At 72.3% G+C, this 15,070-nt stretch carries 15 protein-coding genes; 8 read left to right on the forward strand and 7 right to left on the reverse strand.

The genetic code is table 11. From position 1 onward, the window contains the following. Nucleotides 1-53 precede the first annotated feature (53 nt). Nucleotides 54-599, forward strand: coding sequence for a hypothetical protein (locus tag RF640_RS01130; RefSeq protein ID WP_017831755.1), 546 nt, complete (start codon nucleotides 54-56; stop codon nucleotides 597-599). 6 nt (nucleotides 600-605) lie between these two features. Here the strand turns inward: RF640_RS01130 and RF640_RS01135 are convergent, their stop codons facing one another. The 5 genes from RF640_RS01135 to RF640_RS01155 are packed head-to-tail and all read right to left on the reverse strand — an operon-like array spanning nucleotide 606 to nucleotide 6,538. Next, a complete protein-coding gene (locus tag RF640_RS01135) occupies nucleotides 606-1,775 on the reverse strand; it encodes a cysteine desulfurase family protein (protein WP_109221662.1) in 1,170 nt (389 codons plus the stop codon). Between the two features lie 2 nt (nucleotides 1,776-1,777). Continuing rightward, on the reverse strand, nucleotides 1,778-2,701 hold the full coding sequence (gene nadC / locus RF640_RS01140) for a carboxylating nicotinate-nucleotide diphosphorylase (RefSeq protein WP_035924268.1): 924 nt from the start codon (nucleotides 2,699-2,701) through the stop codon (nucleotides 1,778-1,780). After that, a complete protein-coding gene (locus tag RF640_RS01145; protein ID WP_368826217.1) occupies nucleotides 2,695-4,545 on the reverse strand; it encodes an L-aspartate oxidase in 1,851 nt (616 codons plus the stop codon). The genes nadC and RF640_RS01145 overlap by 7 nt, the downstream gene beginning before the upstream one ends. Further along, the gene (gene nadA, locus RF640_RS01150; protein WP_251356269.1) at nucleotides 4,542-5,837 is read right to left on the reverse strand and encodes a quinolinate synthase NadA; all 1,296 of its coding nucleotides are present in this window, start codon (nucleotides 5,835-5,837) and stop codon (nucleotides 4,542-4,544) included. The genes RF640_RS01145 and nadA overlap by 4 nt, the downstream gene beginning before the upstream one ends. Next, entirely contained in the window at nucleotides 5,834-6,538 is a 705-nt protein-coding gene (locus RF640_RS01155; protein ID WP_368811810.1) for an NUDIX domain-containing protein, read from the reverse strand. Before RF640_RS01155 ends, nadA begins: the two co-directional genes overlap by 4 nt. Before the next feature lie 224 nt (nucleotides 6,539-6,762). Between RF640_RS01155 and RF640_RS01160 the strand changes: the two genes are divergently transcribed. From RF640_RS01160 to RF640_RS01185, 6 genes are all read left to right on the forward strand, one after another. Beyond that, on the forward strand, nucleotides 6,763-7,419 hold the full coding sequence (locus RF640_RS01160) for a DUF6318 family protein (protein WP_368826219.1): 657 nt from the start codon (nucleotides 6,763-6,765) through the stop codon (nucleotides 7,417-7,419). Between the two features lie 251 nt (nucleotides 7,420-7,670). After that, nucleotides 7,671-8,498, forward strand: a complete 828-nt coding sequence (locus RF640_RS01165; RefSeq protein WP_368826221.1) for a hypothetical protein — start codon at nucleotides 7,671-7,673, stop codon at nucleotides 8,496-8,498. A 129-nt stretch (nucleotides 8,499-8,627) separates the two neighbouring features. Beyond that, on the forward strand, nucleotides 8,628-9,047 hold the full coding sequence (locus RF640_RS01170; protein WP_017831762.1) for a hypothetical protein: 420 nt from the start codon (nucleotides 8,628-8,630) through the stop codon (nucleotides 9,045-9,047). 20 nt (nucleotides 9,048-9,067) lie between these two features. Beyond that, on the forward strand, nucleotides 9,068-10,444 hold the full coding sequence (locus RF640_RS01175) for a M4 family metallopeptidase (RefSeq protein WP_368826223.1): 1,377 nt from the start codon (nucleotides 9,068-9,070) through the stop codon (nucleotides 10,442-10,444). A gap of 76 nt (nucleotides 10,445-10,520) precedes the next feature. After that, the gene (locus tag RF640_RS01180) at nucleotides 10,521-10,853 is read left to right on the forward strand and encodes a protealysin inhibitor emfourin (RefSeq protein ID WP_368826225.1); all 333 of its coding nucleotides are present in this window, start codon (nucleotides 10,521-10,523) and stop codon (nucleotides 10,851-10,853) included. 201 nt (nucleotides 10,854-11,054) lie between these two features. Beyond that, nucleotides 11,055-12,779, forward strand: coding sequence for an aryl-sulfate sulfotransferase (locus RF640_RS01185; protein WP_368826227.1), 1,725 nt, complete (start codon nucleotides 11,055-11,057; stop codon nucleotides 12,777-12,779). A 253-nt stretch (nucleotides 12,780-13,032) separates the two neighbouring features. On the opposite strand, the gene RF640_RS01190 is transcribed toward RF640_RS01185, so the two are convergent. Further along, nucleotides 13,033-13,557: a glyoxalase/bleomycin resistance/extradiol dioxygenase family protein gene (locus tag RF640_RS01190; protein WP_017831766.1), complete on the reverse strand. Its 525-nt coding sequence runs from the start codon at nucleotides 13,555-13,557 to the stop codon at nucleotides 13,033-13,035. Nucleotides 13,558-13,630: 73 nt separating this feature from the next. On the opposite strand from RF640_RS01190, the gene RF640_RS01195 reads away from it, so the two are divergent. Next, nucleotides 13,631-14,551, forward strand: coding sequence for a helix-turn-helix domain-containing protein (locus tag RF640_RS01195; protein WP_035924253.1), 921 nt, complete (start codon nucleotides 13,631-13,633; stop codon nucleotides 14,549-14,551). 25 nt (nucleotides 14,552-14,576) lie between these two features. Here RF640_RS01195 and RF640_RS01200 read toward each other — a convergent pair whose 3' ends face one another. Further along, complete coding sequence (locus RF640_RS01200; RefSeq protein WP_035924252.1) at nucleotides 14,577-14,939, reverse strand: rhodanese-like domain-containing protein; 363 nt, start codon at nucleotides 14,937-14,939, stop codon at nucleotides 14,577-14,579. Nucleotides 14,940-15,070: the final 131 nt, after the last annotated feature.

The raw sequence follows: 15,070 nt of genomic DNA on the forward strand, positions 1-15,070 counted from the left end.
AACGATCCGGGAGCGCGTCCCCGGTGTCGGGGGACAGGGGATTGGGGAAGCACATGCACAAGGTCATCGTGGTACTGGCGGCTCTCGCGGCGGCGGGGGTGTCGATCGGGCTGGCGGCGCCGGCCTGGGCGGCCACGCAACTCCACGAGGACGGCACCGGCTTCGTGACCGCCGCCGACGCCCGGGCCGCGCTCGGCTGGGACGACGAGACGCTGCAGGCCAACGCGGCCTCGCTCGAGTTCGTGGCGGAGACCGAGTCGGTGACCGAGATCTCGTGGGAGTGCGTGAAGCCGGGGACCGCCGAGGTCCTGACGCGGCGGACGGACCTGGTGATCACCGAGACCCGGGGGATCGCGAGCACGCCGAGCACCCTGTGGTGGCGGACGGTCGTCGGCTTCCGGCTGGAGGGCTTCGACGGCCGGGGCGCCTCGAGCGCGGTTCCCGAGGGCCCCGCGCCCCACTCCTGCCCGGACCCCTCCTGGGTCCTGGTGTCGGAGAGCTCGCGGAGCGCAGAGCAGAAGGGCGAGCCGGTCCTGGCTGTCGTGCACGCCGGGGTGCAGCACCCGGTGCCGGTCGCGCTCCCGGTCCCGGTCGGCTGAGCGCGTTCAGCCGCGCGCCGCGACCAGCCGCTCGACGACGTCCCGGGCCGCCGCCACGATCCCGTCCACCTGTTCCGGGGTGACCTCGGCGGACAGCGTGAACCGGACCGCGGTGGTGGCGACCTCGGCGGGGAAGCCCATGGCGGTCAGCACGTGGGAGGGCTCGGTGTCCCCGGCCGCGCAGGCCGAGCCCGAGGAGACGAGCAGCCCGCGGGCCTCCAGATCCACCAGGACCGTCTCGCCGTTGACGCCGGGGAAGCAGAACGAGGCGTTGCCGGGCAGCCGCGCCGCCGGCCGCTCCCGGGGGTCCGGACCGGTCAGCACGGCCGACGGGACCGCGGACAGGATCCCGGTGATCAGCCGGTTCCGCAGCTCGGCCAGGCGCACCGACTTCGCCGCCCGCTCCTCGGCGGACAGCCGCAGGGCCGTGGCGAGGCCGACGGCGCCGGCCACGTTCGAGGTCCCGGAGCGCCGGCCGCGCTCGTGCCCGCCGCCGCTCAGCAGCGGGCGCAGGGGGGTCCCGCGGCGCAGGAACAGCACCCCCACGCCCTTGGGCCCCCCGATCTTGTGCCCGGCGAGGCTCAGCGCCGCCACGTCGAGCGCCTGTACGTCCAGTTCCAGCGACCCGGCCGTCTGGACCGCATCCGTATGGAACGGGACGTCCCGCGCCCGAGCCACCGCAGCCAGGTCGGCGATCGCCTGGACCGTACCCGTCTCGTTGTTCGCATGCATCACGGATACCACTGCGGTGCCCGGACGAACAGCCCTCTCCAGGGCGGCGGGGTCCACGAACCCCTCGGCGGACACGCCCAGCTCTGTGACGTCGAAGCCGTCCCAGCGGGCCAGGTCCCGGGCGGAGTCGAGCACGGCGTGGTGCTCGACGGCGCTCGTCACCACGTGCGTGCGCGCGGGGTCCCGGTCCCGGCGGCCCAGGGCGATGCCCTTGACGGCCAGGTTGTCGGCCTCCGTCCCGCCGGACGTGAACACGACCTCGGCGGGCCGGCAGTTCAGCACCTGCGCGACCGTCCCGCGGGCCCGGTCCAGCCCGGCCAGCGCCCGCCGGCCCGCCTCGTGGTGGCTCGAGGCGTTGCCGAACTCCTGCGTGAGATAGGGCCACATGGCCTCCAGGACCTCCCGCCGGACGGGGGTGGTGGCGGCCGAGTCGAGGTACAGCACCGTCATCCCGTCCCGGTGCCGTGGCCGCTGCCGAGCCCGATGTCGAGGCCCAGGTCCAGGTTGCGGGCGGAGTGGGTGAGTGCGCCCACCGAGATGACGTCCACCCCGGTGGCCGCGATGTCCCCGACGGTCTCCAGGCTCACGCCGCCGGAGGCCTCGACGGTCGCCCGGCCGTCGATGATCGCCACGCCGCTCACGAGGTCGTCCAGCGAGAAGTTGTCGAGCAGGATCGTGTCCGCGCCGCCGGCCAGGACCGCCTCGATCTGGTCGAGCCGGTCGACCTCCACCTCGAGGTGCACTGTGTGGGGGAGACGACGGCGCAGCTGCCGCAGGGCGCCGGTCAGGTCGGTGCCGTCGGCCGTGAGCAGGGCCAGGTGGTTGTCCTTGGCCATCACGGCGTCCGAGAGGGAGTGCCGGTGGTTGTGCCCGCCCCCGCTGAGCACGGCGTGCTTCTCGAGCGCCCGCAGCCCCGGGGTGGTCTTGCGGGTGTCGGCCACCCGGGTGCGGGTGATCGTGCCGGACGGGAGGTTCGCGGCCTGCTCCACGCGGGCGACCGTCTCCTCGACGGCGGCGACGTAGCGGGCGGTCAGGGTGGCGATCCCGCACATCCGCTGGGTCAGGTTCAGGGCCACGCGCTCGCCGGTCAGCACGGCCCGGGCGGGACCGGTCACCACGGCCAGGGTGTCCCCGGCCTCGAAGCGGTCGCCCTCGGCGGAGACCAGCTCGACGGCCACCGCGGGGTCCGCGGCGGCGAACGTCGCGGCGAAGACCTGCCCGCCGGAGAAGACACCGGCCTCGCGCGCCACGAGCTCGGCCCGGGCGGTGGTGCCGGCGGGGATGAGGTGCTCGGAGGTGATGTCGCCCCAGGGCGCGTCCTCGGCGAGCCCCCGCTCCACGACCTCGGTGATGGCGGCTCGGGTCAGCATGCGGGGATCCTCTCCGGTGGGTCGAACATGTCGATGGAAGTATGTGCACAGGTCAGCGCCGCTTCGACGACCCCATCCGGGGCCGGCTCCAGCCGCCAGAACGTGCGCCGCGCGCGGGCGGGATCGGGCGCCGGGAAGTCCTCCCGGAAGTGGGCGCCCCGGGACTCGGTGCGGTGCAGGGCCGCGGCGGTCACGGCACGGCCCACGGTCAGCAGGTTCCGGTCCTCGACCGCACGGCGGGAGAGACCGGCGGGTGGGCGGAAGCCGGCCAGCCGCCGGGCCAGCGCCTCGAGCCGCGAACGGTCGCGCAGGACGCCGGCGCCCGCCCACATGGCGTCCTGGAACTGCCCGCGGTCGAACGGCACGGTGTCCCCGTCGACCTGCGCAGCCTCTCCGTCGACCGGGTCGGTGTCCTTGTCGAACGGCACGGCGTCCCTGTCGAACGGCGCCGTGCTCCGGGACCGGGCGGCCGCGGTCCCGGACCGACCGGCCGCCGGCAGGATCTCGGTGCGGCCGGGCAGGACGAGGCGCACCGGGGCGTCGTCGGCCGCTCGGCAGGTCCCCGGCGCGTCCGTGCGCAGCGCGTCCGCCTGCAGTGCCTCGGCCACGCGAGCCCCGAAGACGGCGCCCTCCAGCAGCGAGTTGGAGGCCAGCCGGTTGGCGCCGTGCACGCCCGTGGCCGCGCACTCGCCCACGGCGTAGAGCCCCGGGACGGTGGTGCGGCCGAGGCCGTCGGTGGCCACGCCGCCCATCAGGTAGTGGGCCGCCGGGGTGACCGGGACCGGTTCGCGGGACCAGTCGAGGCCGTGGGCCCGCAGGGCGGCGTCGATCGTGGGGAAGCGCCGGGCGAGGAACTCGGCGGTCGTGCCGCCCCCGTGCGGGCCGGGGCCGGACGGGCTCAGCGCGGTGCAGTCGAGCAGGACCGGCAGGCCGTCCTGGGCCAGGGACCGGCGGACGTTCTCGCGGGCCACCACGTCGCGGGGGGCGAGCTCCGCGCGCGGGTGCACGTCCTCGAGGTAGCGCCGGCCCGTGCTGTCCCGCAGCACCGCGCCCTCGCCGCGGACGGCCTCGGAGACCAGGAAGCAGCCCGGGGCGGCGAGGGCGGTCGGGTGGAACTGCACGAACTCCAGGTCCGCCACGGCGGCGCCCGCCCGCAGGGCCGCGGCGATGCCGTCACCGGTGGCCACGGCCGGATTGGTGGTGTGGGGGTAGAGCTGTCCGGCCCCGCCGGTCGCGAGCACCACGGCGTCCGCGGCCAGTTCGTGGAGCCGGTCCCCGGGACCCGCCAGGACGAGGGCCCCGGCCGCGCGGCCGCCTGGGCCGAGCACGAGGTCGACCAGCATGGTGTGCCGCAGGACCGTCAGTCGCCCCGCGGCCTCGGCCGCCAGCGCGGCGGCGAGGAGGGCGCGCTGGATCTCGCGGCCGGTCGCGTCGCCGCCGGCGTGCAGGATCCGGGGCACGGAGTGGGCGCCCTCGAGACCCTCGAGCCAGGGGGAGTCCGGTCCGGCCGCGCGGTCGAGGGCCACACCGCGCGCCACGAGCTCGTCGATGGCGGCCGCCGAGTCGCGCACGAGCACGCGCACGGCGTCGTCGTCGCACGTCCCCGCCCCCGCGGCGAGGGTGTCCTGGACGTGCAGCTCCTCGGAGTCGCGGGGCTGGCCGGCCGGGAGCGCGGCCGTCATGGCCGCGATCCCGCCCTGCGCGCGGGCCGTGCCGGTCTCGTCCAGGGCGTCCTTGCTCAGCAGCGTCACGTCGAGACCGTGGCCCGCGGCGCGCAGGGCCGCGGTGAGGCCGGCGATGCCGCTGCCCACCACGAGCACGCGCGGTGCCGGGTGCGTGCTCACCGCGGCAGCGCCGCCAGCATCCGCTCGAGCGCCACCTCGGCGTCCCGGGCGGTCGCGGCGTCCACGGAGATCCGGTTGATCACGCGCCCGGCCACGAGCTCCTCGAGCACCCACGCGAGGTAGCCGGGGTGGATCCGGTACATCGTGGAGCACGGGCAGATCACCGGGTCCAGGCAGAAGATCGTGTGCTCGGGGTGCTGGTCGGCGAGCCGGTTGACCATGTTGATCTCGGTGCCGATCGCGAAGGTGCTGCCGGGCCCGGCGGCGTCGATTGCCTTGCGGATGTAGTCGGTGGAGCCGTTCTCGTCGGCGGCGTCGACCACGGGCATGGGGCACTCGGGGTGCACGATCACCCGCACGCCGGGGTGCTCGGCGCGGGCCTTGTCGATCTGGGCCACGGTGAAGCGGCGGTGCACGGAGCAGAAGCCGTGCCAGAGGATCACCTCGGCATCCTGCAGGTCCTGCGCGGTGTTCCCGCCGAGGTCCTTGTGGGGGTTCCACATCGGCATCCGCTCGAGCGGGATCCCCATGGCCTTGGCGGTGTTGCGGCCCAGGTGCTGGTCCGGGAAGAACAGCACCCGCCGACCGCGCTCGAAGGCCCACTCCAGGACGGTCGCGGCGTTGGAGGAGGTGCACACGATGCCGCCGTGCCGGCCGCAGAACGCCTTGAGCGCCGCGGAGGAGTTCATGTACGTCACGGGGACCACGGTCTGCCGGCCGTCGTCGTCGGTCTCCCCGAGGACGTCCATGAGCTGCTCCCAGGCCTCCTCGACGGAGTCCTCGTCGGCCATGTCCGCCATGGAGCAGCCGGCGGCGAGGTTGGGCAGGATCACGGACTGGTGCTCGCCGGAGAGGATGTCGGCGGTCTCGGCCATGAAGTGCACGCCGCAGAACACGATCGCCTCGGCCTCCGGCCTGCTCCTGGCGGCGCGGGCCAGCTGGAACGAGTCGCCGAGGAAGTCGGCGTGCTTGACGATCTCGTCCCGCTGGTAGAAGTGCCCGAGCACCACCACGCGCTCGCCGAGGGTCTGCTTGGCGGCGGTGATCCGCCGGTCGAGCTCCTCGGCGGAGGCGTGCTGGTACTCCTCGGGGATCACGGGCTGGGCGGGGGCGCCGGCGGGCACCACGTCGTCCTCGGAGGCCCCGGGGCCGTAGCCGGCGGAGACGGCGGGTGCGAAGTCCCAGGGGTTCGCGGAGAGGTCGGTGCTGCAGGTGCTCGGGGCCGGGGCGGTTCCCGGCAGGCCGGCCGGCTTCCCGGTCAGCAGGTCGATGCGGGTGGCGACGGAGGTCATGTCTGCTCCTGGGTGCTGCGGCCGGCCGGGGTGCGGTCGGCGAGGTCGAGGTCGTGGTTGTAGCGGTAGAGCCGGGGCGGGCGATGACGCGTGCCCTCCAGGCGGGTGCCGGTGTCGAGGACGGCGCCGGACGCGAGCACCTGGCGCCGGAAGTTGGCCGGGTCCAGGGGGGTGCCGAGGATCGCCTCGTGCACCTCACGCAGGGCGGCGAGGGTAAAGGTCTCGCCGAGGAAGGAGTGGGCCACGCGGCTGTAGGTGATCTTGTTGCGCAGCCGGTAGAGGGCGTAGTCCACGATGTCGCTGTGGTCGAACGCCAGCGGCGGCAGCTCGGTGGTGCGCATCCACGTGACGTTGAGGTCGGCGTGGAGGTCGGAGGTCTGGTCGGTGCGGATCGAGGCCCAGTAGACGATCGAGACGACGCGCTCCTCGGCGTTCGCCGAGCGGGTCAGGCCGCCGAAGGCGTAGAGCTGCTCGAGGTAGCCGGGCTGCAGACCGGTGGTGAGCTGCAGGGACCGGGCGGCGGAGGCCTCGAGGTCCTCGTGCGGCTGGAGCGGTCCGCCGGGCAGGGCCCACATCCCCCGGAAGGGGTCGCGGATGCGGCGGACGAGGGGCAGCCAGAGTTCCTTGCCGCCGTCGGGGCCGGTGTCGCGGGCGGCGAAGATGACGGTCGACACCGCCAGTTCCACGTTCTGCGCGGTCATCGTCACCTCCCTCACGTCCAGTGCCTTCTGGTTGCAGCGACTATAACACTGTTCGAGTCGGAGTGACATTAACGAAGCCGTGACCATGGTGCCGCTGACCAGGCCCCATGAAAACGCGGGTTTCGGCGTGTCCACAGGGGTTGCTCCCGCACAGTGGGGGGCGCTTACCATCTGACCCATCCAGCCGGCCCGTCCGGCCGTGGCAGAGCGAAGCGGGGAACTTCATGGTGCGATCCAGCCCAGTCGGCACGGTGGTCGGGGGCGTCGTCCTGGCGGCACTGCTCCTCACGGGATGCGGTCCCGACGACGACGGCGCCGCGGCGTCCCCCTCCAGCACCGCCTCATCGGCTGCGGCGAGCTCATCGGAGCCTGGTCCGGACGCCACTCCCGCCGACTACGTGCCGGCCTCGCTCGACGGGCCCGCGCAGAACGTGCCGAAGCCCGTCATACCGGACCTGGCGAAGGAGGAGTCCCGGGACGGGGCGCAGGCCTTCCTCGACTACTGGTCCGACGCGAAGTGGTACGCCTATCAAACGGGAGATACATCCTATGCACGCGACATCATCAATGATAATTGCGAAGTCTGCTTAGACGAATTGGATGAAATCGAAAAACTTTACGAGTCCAACGCTTGGGCGGTTGATGGGCGCGAAACCATCAAAATGCGCGAAGATGGATTCGTGCAAGCATCAGATGGAATTTATAAGCCGGTAGTTGCGTCAGTATATGACGGGATTAAAATAGTTGACTCCGGAGAAATCGTCCATGAAGAGCCTTCAAAAAATGACTCGGAAGACGTTTTCTTGATCTATATGGACTATGCAGAAGGAGCCTGGACTTATATTACTGCTGCGCCGTTGCCCGGTTCGGAGTCAAAGTGAAACTTTGGCCGATATTTACGATTTCGATAGTGGTGCATTCGCTAGTTCTAACCGTCTCAAGTCCAGTGTTGGCAGATTCCCAAGTCGATGACTTTGACCCATCAAAGCTGGGTGGAGGGCTCGAAATGGAGAGGAGGATGAGTGGTCGAGATGGCTCATCGGCATATGCGAAAGGAAATGAAATACGCTTGAGAGCTGAGCGTGAGGGTGTGGCCATTTCTGTGCCTGGGTCTTTAGATACGCAACCAGAGTTGAAAGCAACCGCCCCGGTTGACTACGACCCGGACGAGGACCCCGCTTTTCAGAAGGCCCTCCGCCAGTACCTGAGCGACCAGGGCGTCGACCGGCCGTTCAACCCGGACACGATCGCGCAGTCGAAGCAGCAGACGTTCGGTCTGCAGAACCCGTGCACCAACCGGAGGGGCGACATCCTCGACGAATGCCTGGCGGAGCGGGACTGCACCACGGCCGACGGTGGGGAGGGCGTCTACATGAACGTCGTCGTCCGGCAGGGGGAGGGACCGAGCACGCCGTGGGGGGAGCCGATGTGCGTGGCGGTCGCCGAGGCGGAGGGCGGCGAGGAGGTCGTGGAGCTGCCGACCTTCACCCTGCAGGACTTCAGGACGCTCGCCGTCGCGCCCGCGGCCAGTGCCGTCCAGCCCGCGCCCGACACGCTGCGGGGCATGCACACCAACGTCTGGGCGGAGGCCCGGCCCCAGCAGTTCAGCACCGAGCTGGGTGGTTTCCCGGTCGAGGTGCGCGCCATGCCGGTCCAGTACGCATGGGACTACGGCGACGGGACCGCGCTCGGGCCGACCGAGCTCAGCGGCGCCCCGCTCGCGGAGGGGGCGTGGGACGTGGAGACCGACACCAGTCACGTCTACACGGAGACGGGTGACTACGCCGTCTCGCTCACCACCTGGTTCTCCGGCGAGTACTCCGTGGCGGGTGGACCATGGCTGCCCGTGGCGGGGCTCAACGACGTCGCGAGCGCGCCGGTGCCGATCAGCGTCTGGCGCTCCACGGTGCGCAACTACGCGGACGACTGCCTCGAGAACCCGCAGGGCACCGGCTGCTGATTTCCGCGCCGGCCGGTACGCCGTCGGATCCTGGTGGGATGATCGCTGCACATGGTTCTCCGGCTCCCGGAGCACCCGGTCAGCGGTCCCGCCGGTGCTCGTGCGCCGGGCGAGGAAAGGGGCGGAACAGTGACGATCTCCGGTCCGTGGGTGCTCCACTTCAGCTGGGGCTGCACCGACGACTACGGCAGGGTGGGCCTCGTGTTCGACCCGGACGGCACCTTCTCGGGCGGGGGGTTCTCCGGCGCCTGGCGGCAGCAGGACGGCACCCTGCTGCTCCGCTTCGCCGACGGTCCCGCGCAGTACGGCGGCACGGTCACCGGCACCGCGGGAGCAGGAGCGATGTCCTCCTTCGACGGCTCGCCGGGCGGCTGCTGGTACCTGGCCAGGCAGGGATCCGCCGGCGGGCCGGGATCCGCGGACAGCAGCGCCGGGCAGCCGGCGGACGTCGCCGGGCGGAGGCTGGACTCCGCGGGGACGGCGCCCGGTGCGCCGGACGGCCCGGGGACGGCGCCCGGTGAGCTGGACGCCGCGGGCAACCGGATCTGATGCGGAGAGGTGGGGAAGCGATGACCACGGACCACGGACACGGGCACCGGCACGGAGCGTTCTGCGGGGTCATCCCGCCGTACGTGCACGAGCAGATGGCGGTGCACGGGGACGAGCAGACCCGCAGGAACGCCCTGGCCGCACTGGCCGTGGACACCACGGTCCGGGCGGAACGGCTGATCGCGGACCTCACTGCGCGGTCCGTCGCGGCGCAGGCGACCGCCCACAGGGAGCGGAAGATCCACTCGGCCGGCAACACCGCGGAGCTCCCGGGGACGCTCGTGCGCTCGGAGGGAGCCCCCGCCAGCGGGGACCCCGCCGTGGACGAGGCGTACGACGGGCTGGGCTCCACGTTCGACCTCCTGCAGGAGGTCTTCGGGCGCAACTCCCTCGACGACGCCGGCATGCCCCTGCTCGGCACGGTGCACTACCAGGAGAAGTACAACAACGCGGCGTGGGACGGCCGGCAGATGATCTTCGGGGACGGCGACGGCCAGTACTTCAACCGCTTCACCGCCGCCGTGGACGTCATCGGGCACGAGCTCGCGCACGGCATCACCACGCACGAGTCCGACCTGCTGTACATGTACCAGTCCGGGGCGCTCAACGAGCACTTCTCCGACGTCATCGGGGCCATGGTCAAGCAGTACGTGGCCGTTCCCCGCCAGACGGCGGCGGACGCCGACTGGATCATCGGTGCAGGCCTGTTCACGAGCGCCGTCAACGGGGTGGGCCTCCGCTCGATGAAGGCACCCGGCACCGCGTTCGACGACGACGTGCTCGGCAAGGACCCGCAGCCGGACCACATGTCCCGCTTCGTGCACACCCTGGACGACAACGGCGGGGTGCACATCAACTCCGGCATCCCGAACCGGGCGTTCTGCCTCGCGGCGACCGGACTGGGCGGCCACAGCTGGGACAGGGCCGGCCGGATCTGGTACGCCGCGATGCGTGATCCCGAGCTGCGGCGCCTGCGGTGGGTCGCGCAGTTCAAGGACTTCGCGGGCCTCACGATCGAGCACGCCGCCGCCCTGTTCGGACCCGCGGAGCAGGCCGTGGTGGCGGACGCCTGGCAGCAGGTGGGGGTTGCGCCCGAGGCGACCCGGTCCGTGGGCGCCCTCGCGGACGAGTGGGTGCTCCAGTACAGCTGGGGCTGCACGGACTCCTCCTCGCGGGTGCATCTGACCTTCCACGACAACGGCTCGTTCACCGGAGAGCTGTCCGGCCAGTGGCACCAGCAGGACGGCACCCTGCTCCTGTCCTTCGACGCCGGTGCGGCCCGGTACGCCGGCACCCTGGTGGGCGACGTCGCCACGGGCGCCATGACCACGTTCGACGGAGCGGACGGGTGCTGGCGCCTGACCCGGAAGGGCGCCGCGGGTATAGTCGGGAACTGATTCCTCACCGGCCCCGCCGGTCCCCGCGCGGGCCCGGTCTTGGCCATCCGCGTCCGACGGAGGGACGGTGCCGTCCATGGCGAGAGTCAGCTACCGCCTCGAGGGAGGCCTCGCGTACTTCCCCGGCCTGGCCGTGGAGCGGAGCTTCGAGACCGAGTCCCTGCCCCGGGCGCAGCAGGACGCGCTCCTCGACCTCTTCGAGACCGTCCTGGCGCACCGGCTGGGATCGACCGCCCCGACGACCCGTCAGGGAGCGGCCGACCAGCAGTCCTACGTGATCGAGGTCCAGGAGAGCTCCGGCGTCCGGCGCCTCGTGGTGAGCGAGTTCGACCAGGACCCGGCGGCGCAGGAGCTCGTGGCGCGGCTGCGCGACTTCGCCGACCGGTGCGAGCCCGGCGGGGGTCAGTGAGGCGGACCCGGAGCGGCACCCGCAGGACGGCACGGCACGGATCGCCGGACCGCCCGGAGGTCATCCGGGGACATTCCCGTCGCCGACATGCGCCTGGGGTGCGGCGTTAGCCCCCGCAAAGACATCGCCCCTTATCAGAGGGGTCTTGCGTGGCTACAATCGGCCGGACTTCACCGCCGCGCCCACCGCCAGGAGTCCCAGATGTCCCACCGATCGCGTGCTCGTTCCGTCACCCTGCTCACGGCGGCCGCTCTGGTCGTGTCGGGGGGCCCGGCCCTCGCGGTCGGGCCTCCGCGGGTGCTGCAGCAGCCCGGTGCTCCTCCCGTGGTGCCTGCCGCCGAGCAGGTGGCGGCCACGGCCGAGACCTACCCGGAGGCGGACACGAACGTCTACACCGTCTCGGTCACCCGCAACGGAGTTCCCGAGGAGCGCGACAGCTTCGCCCCGGACGTGCAGGAGGTGGTCGACGCCGCGCTGGACGACCTGAAGTCCCTGGGCTCCCCTCCCGAGGCTCCTCTGCTCGTCCTCAACCCCTTCGGCACCAACACCACCGGCGTGCACGCCCAGTTCGAGACCGAGGGCAGCGGCACCCTGACGTACACCGTCAGCTCTCCCGGCACCGAGGACTTCACGCGCGTCGCCAAGGACCACGACCCGAGCGCCGCGTCGTTCGAGGGGCAGCTCATCGGGGTGGTCCCGGGCGCCGAGAACACCGTGACCACCACCTGGCAGCCCGACGACGGCGGGCCCACGGAGTTCTCGTTCACCATGACCGCTCCGCCGAGCGCGTCGGGCGACCGCACGACCCTCGACCGGACCGTGGTGGGGAACGCCGAGGAGCTCACCGACGGGCTGTTCGCGGTCATGGGGCTGAGGCGCCACATCGACTACACCCTGCTCTACGACAACGCGGGGGTGCTGCGCGCCGAGTTCGACCTCGACGGCTACCGCACGGACCGGCTGGAGTTCTACGGCGACACCATGGTGACCACCGTCGGGACGGACAAGGTCGCCCGGATCGACGGCCTGGGCCGGGTCGTGGCCACGCACGTCCTGGCGGGCTTCGAGATGCACCACGACTTCGACGTCACCGACGACGGCAAGCTCGTGATCCTGGCGACGGAGACCGCCAAGGGCAGTGTGGAGGACGTCCTGGTGTCCCTGGACCTCGAGACCGGGACCTACGAGAAGACGGTCGACTTCACGGAGCTCCTCGCCGATTACAAGTCCCGCACCCAGCCCTACGGCCCGGGGTTCTACGGTCCGGGCGAGGTGGACGACTGGCTGCACCTGAACTCGGTCGACTGGTCCCCGGACGGCGACTCCGTGATCGTCAGCGCGCGCGAGAACTCCGCGATCCTGAAGGTCGACGACGTCCACGGGAACCCCACGGCCGACTACATCATCGGCCAGCGCGAGGTCTGGGCCGGCACCGGGGCCGAGGACCTGCTCCTCGAGAAGACGGGGGACTTCCCCGACACCGGTGGGCAGCACTCGGTGGTGCGCCACGACGACGCGGCGCTGGCGGACGGCCAGTACTACCTCACGATGTTCGACAACTCGTTCTGGAGCATGAGAAGCCGTCCGGACTACACGGCCCCTGTGCCCGTCGGGACTTCCCCGGTGCCCACGGCGGACCCCTCCCTCCGCTCGGAGTACCGGAAGTACCTCGTCGACGAGAACGCCGGGACCTACAGCGAGGTCGAGACCGTCCCCGTGCCCTACTCCGCGATCGTCAGCAACGTGCAGGACCTCGGCGGTCCGCTGGTGGTCAACAGCGGCCAGGCCCTGACGTTCGCCGAGTACGACGCTCAGCGCCAGGTCATCGCCCGCTTCGACTACGCCCTCGCGGGGACGACCGAGGACGACTTCGCCTACCGGGTGCTGAAGTACGGGTTCGACGACTTCTGGTTCGCCGCGCCCTGAGCCGGCGCGCTCGCGCCGGCGGGCACGGACGGCACCACCGGCACCACCGAGCCACCGCCCAGGAAGCCTGCTTCAGCTCGTGTTCAGCAGGAGGTGGTTGGCTGAGCAGCGCGAGGGGGCATCCCCGGGACACAGGGAGAAGCTGACGGTCCCGGTCGAGGGTTGGAGAGCCGCGACCGGGACCCGTCCCGGAGGCCGGACCCCGTGCGCGTCCGAGGAGTTCGCGCGCGGGGCCCGGACCCTCCGCGACGCCTCATTCCTGCCCCATGGACTCCGCCCACTCGGCGACCCGGGCACTGCTCTGCTCCTCGGAGAGGTCCTCGACCCGGGTCATGACCGACCAGCGGACGCCGAACGGGTCACGGATGCTGCCGTAGCGGTCGCCGGAGACGAACGTGCTGACGGGTTCGCGCACGGTGGCGCCGGCGGCGACGGCACGCGCCACCACGTCATCGACGTCCGGGACGTAGAGGCCCAGCGAATAGCAGTCGTCGTCGCCCGCGGGCGGGGCCACGAGGTGGAAGTCGGGGTTCACCTCGCCCAGCTGGAGCCGTCCGTCGCCGAGATCGATGGTCGCGTGCACGACGACGGGGGTCCCGTCCGGCCCGGGCATGTCGGTGCGGTCGACGAGGGCGGCCCCGAAGGTGCGGGTGTAGAAGTCGAGCGCCGCGGCCGCGTCGACCACCGCGATGAACGGGGTCAGGGACGTGAACCCCCGGGGCGTCCCGTCGGTGGTGTGTGCTCCGGTGACCCCACGGAGGTTCTGCTCTGTGCTCATGCTCCGAGCCTAGGCAGCCGGTGCCGGCCGGTCTTGAAGATTCCCGCCACCCTCGGGTGGTTACGCTCGTGCCATGAGCGAGCCGCCCACCACGCGGGGCCACCTCACCCCGGGACCGCACGCCACGGTCGTGCGCCTGCCCGCGCCCGACGACGTCGCCCACCTCGTCCGGCAGCTGTGGATCCCCGAGTGGGACCTGCCGGCGGGGGAGCGGGCCGAGCAGCTGGTGCTGGGCTATCCGGCGAGCAACGTGGTGGTCGAACCGGACGGGGTGGCGCTGCACGGGCCCACGAGCCGTGCGTCCACCCGGGGGCTCACCGGCCGGGGCTGGGCGGTCGGCGCGCTGCTGCGCCCGGCGGGGGTCCTGCTGTTCACGGAGCACCCGGCGGACCTGCTCGACGGGTCCGCGCCCGTCAGTGCGCCCGGGCTGCGCTCCGCCGTCGCGGAGGCCATGGCGGGGGTCGGCCCGGCCGGGCGGCGGGCGCGTCCGGCGGATCCGCTCGGCGGAACGGAGTCCGGCAGCGCGCCCGGGCTGCGCGCTGCCGCCGCAGGGGCTGTCGCTGGTGCCGATCCGGCCGGCCGGCATCTGCGGGCGGCGTCCCTGCTCGCGGACCACGTCCGGACGCTGGCGGCGGGGGTGCCCCCGGCCGTGGCGCGGGACGGCGCCCTGGCCAATCGCATGGTCGACCTCCTCGAGGCGGGGACCGTCGCGCGGAGCCCGGCCGACCTGGCCCGGCAGCTGCACGTGTCCGAGCGCTCGCTGCAGCGGCTCGCGGCCCGGTTCGTGGGGATGCCGCCCCAGCTGCTGCTCCGTCGTCGTCGGCTCCAGGAGGCGGCCGAGCGGATGCGCGCGGACCCGGCCGCGGACCTCGGGGCGCTCGCCGCGGAGCTGGGCTTCGCGGACCAGTCCCACCTCACCCGGGAGTTCCGGTCGGTGCTGGGTGCCACTCCGCGCGGCTACGGCCGCGCCCGGTCCGGCCGGGAGGGCGGATGAGGAGTCCGGGGACCCGGGGCGTGGGTCAGGCGACCGTGCCGGGGCGGCCGTTCTTCGCCACCACGCGCTCGCCGGCGCGCTGCCAGGCCGTCATGCCACCGCGGAGGCTGGCCGCCTGGTAGCCGGCCGTGGCCAGCCGGCGGGCGGCGTTCGCCGAGCGGGCGCCGGATCGGCAGACCGTCACGACCGGCCGGTCCTTGGACAGCTCGCGCTGCCGGGTGCCGAGGGCGTCCAGCGGGATGTGCCGGGCGGCCGGGGCGTGACCCGCGCGGTACTCCTGGGTGGTGCGGACGTCGACGAGCACGGCCCCGCCGTCCAGGAGCTCCCGGGCGCGTGCCACGTCCACGGTCTCGTAGGTGCTGCCGAAGAGTCGGCCGAGAAAACCCATGGCTCAGTTCTCCTTCGCGGTGGTCGAGAGGTTCGTGCCGCACCGGGCGGGACACGTAGGCCTATTATACCCCAGGGGGTATACCTCCCACCAGCTGTGAGGAACGAGACAGCCGGAGTGCAAATAACTCC

The organism is Kocuria sp. CPCC 205231 (genome assembly GCF_040980965.1).
In the GTDB taxonomy this organism is placed as follows: Bacteria; Actinomycetota; Actinomycetes; order Actinomycetales; family Micrococcaceae; genus Kocuria; species Kocuria rosea.

Coding starts and splice junctions, on each gene's coding strand:
- RF640_RS01130 (WP_017831755.1), top strand. CDS start 54: ATGCACAAGGTCATCGTGGTACTGGCGGCTCTCGCGGCGGCGGGGGTG.
- nadC (WP_035924268.1), bottom strand. CDS start 2,701: ATGCTGACCCGAGCCGCCATCACCGAGGTCGTGGAGCGGGGGCTCGCC.
- nadA (WP_251356269.1), bottom strand. CDS start 5,837: ATGACCTCCGTCGCCACCCGCATCGACCTGCTGACCGGGAAGCCGGCC.
- RF640_RS01155 (WP_368811810.1), bottom strand. CDS start 6,538: ATGACCGCGCAGAACGTGGAACTGGCGGTGTCGACCGTCATCTTCGCC.
- RF640_RS01160 (WP_368826219.1), top strand. CDS start 6,763: ATGGTGCGATCCAGCCCAGTCGGCACGGTGGTCGGGGGCGTCGTCCTG.
- RF640_RS01175 (WP_368826223.1), top strand. CDS start 9,068: ATGACCACGGACCACGGACACGGGCACCGGCACGGAGCGTTCTGCGGG.
- RF640_RS01180 (WP_368826225.1), top strand. CDS start 10,521: ATGGCGAGAGTCAGCTACCGCCTCGAGGGAGGCCTCGCGTACTTCCCC.
- RF640_RS01185 (WP_368826227.1), top strand. CDS start 11,055: ATGTCCCACCGATCGCGTGCTCGTTCCGTCACCCTGCTCACGGCGGCC.
- RF640_RS01190 (WP_017831766.1), bottom strand. CDS start 13,557: ATGAGCACAGAGCAGAACCTCCGTGGGGTCACCGGAGCACACACCACC.
- RF640_RS01195 (WP_035924253.1), top strand. CDS start 13,631: ATGAGCGAGCCGCCCACCACGCGGGGCCACCTCACCCCGGGACCGCAC.
- RF640_RS01200 (WP_035924252.1), bottom strand. CDS start 14,939: ATGGGTTTTCTCGGCCGACTCTTCGGCAGCACCTACGAGACCGTGGAC.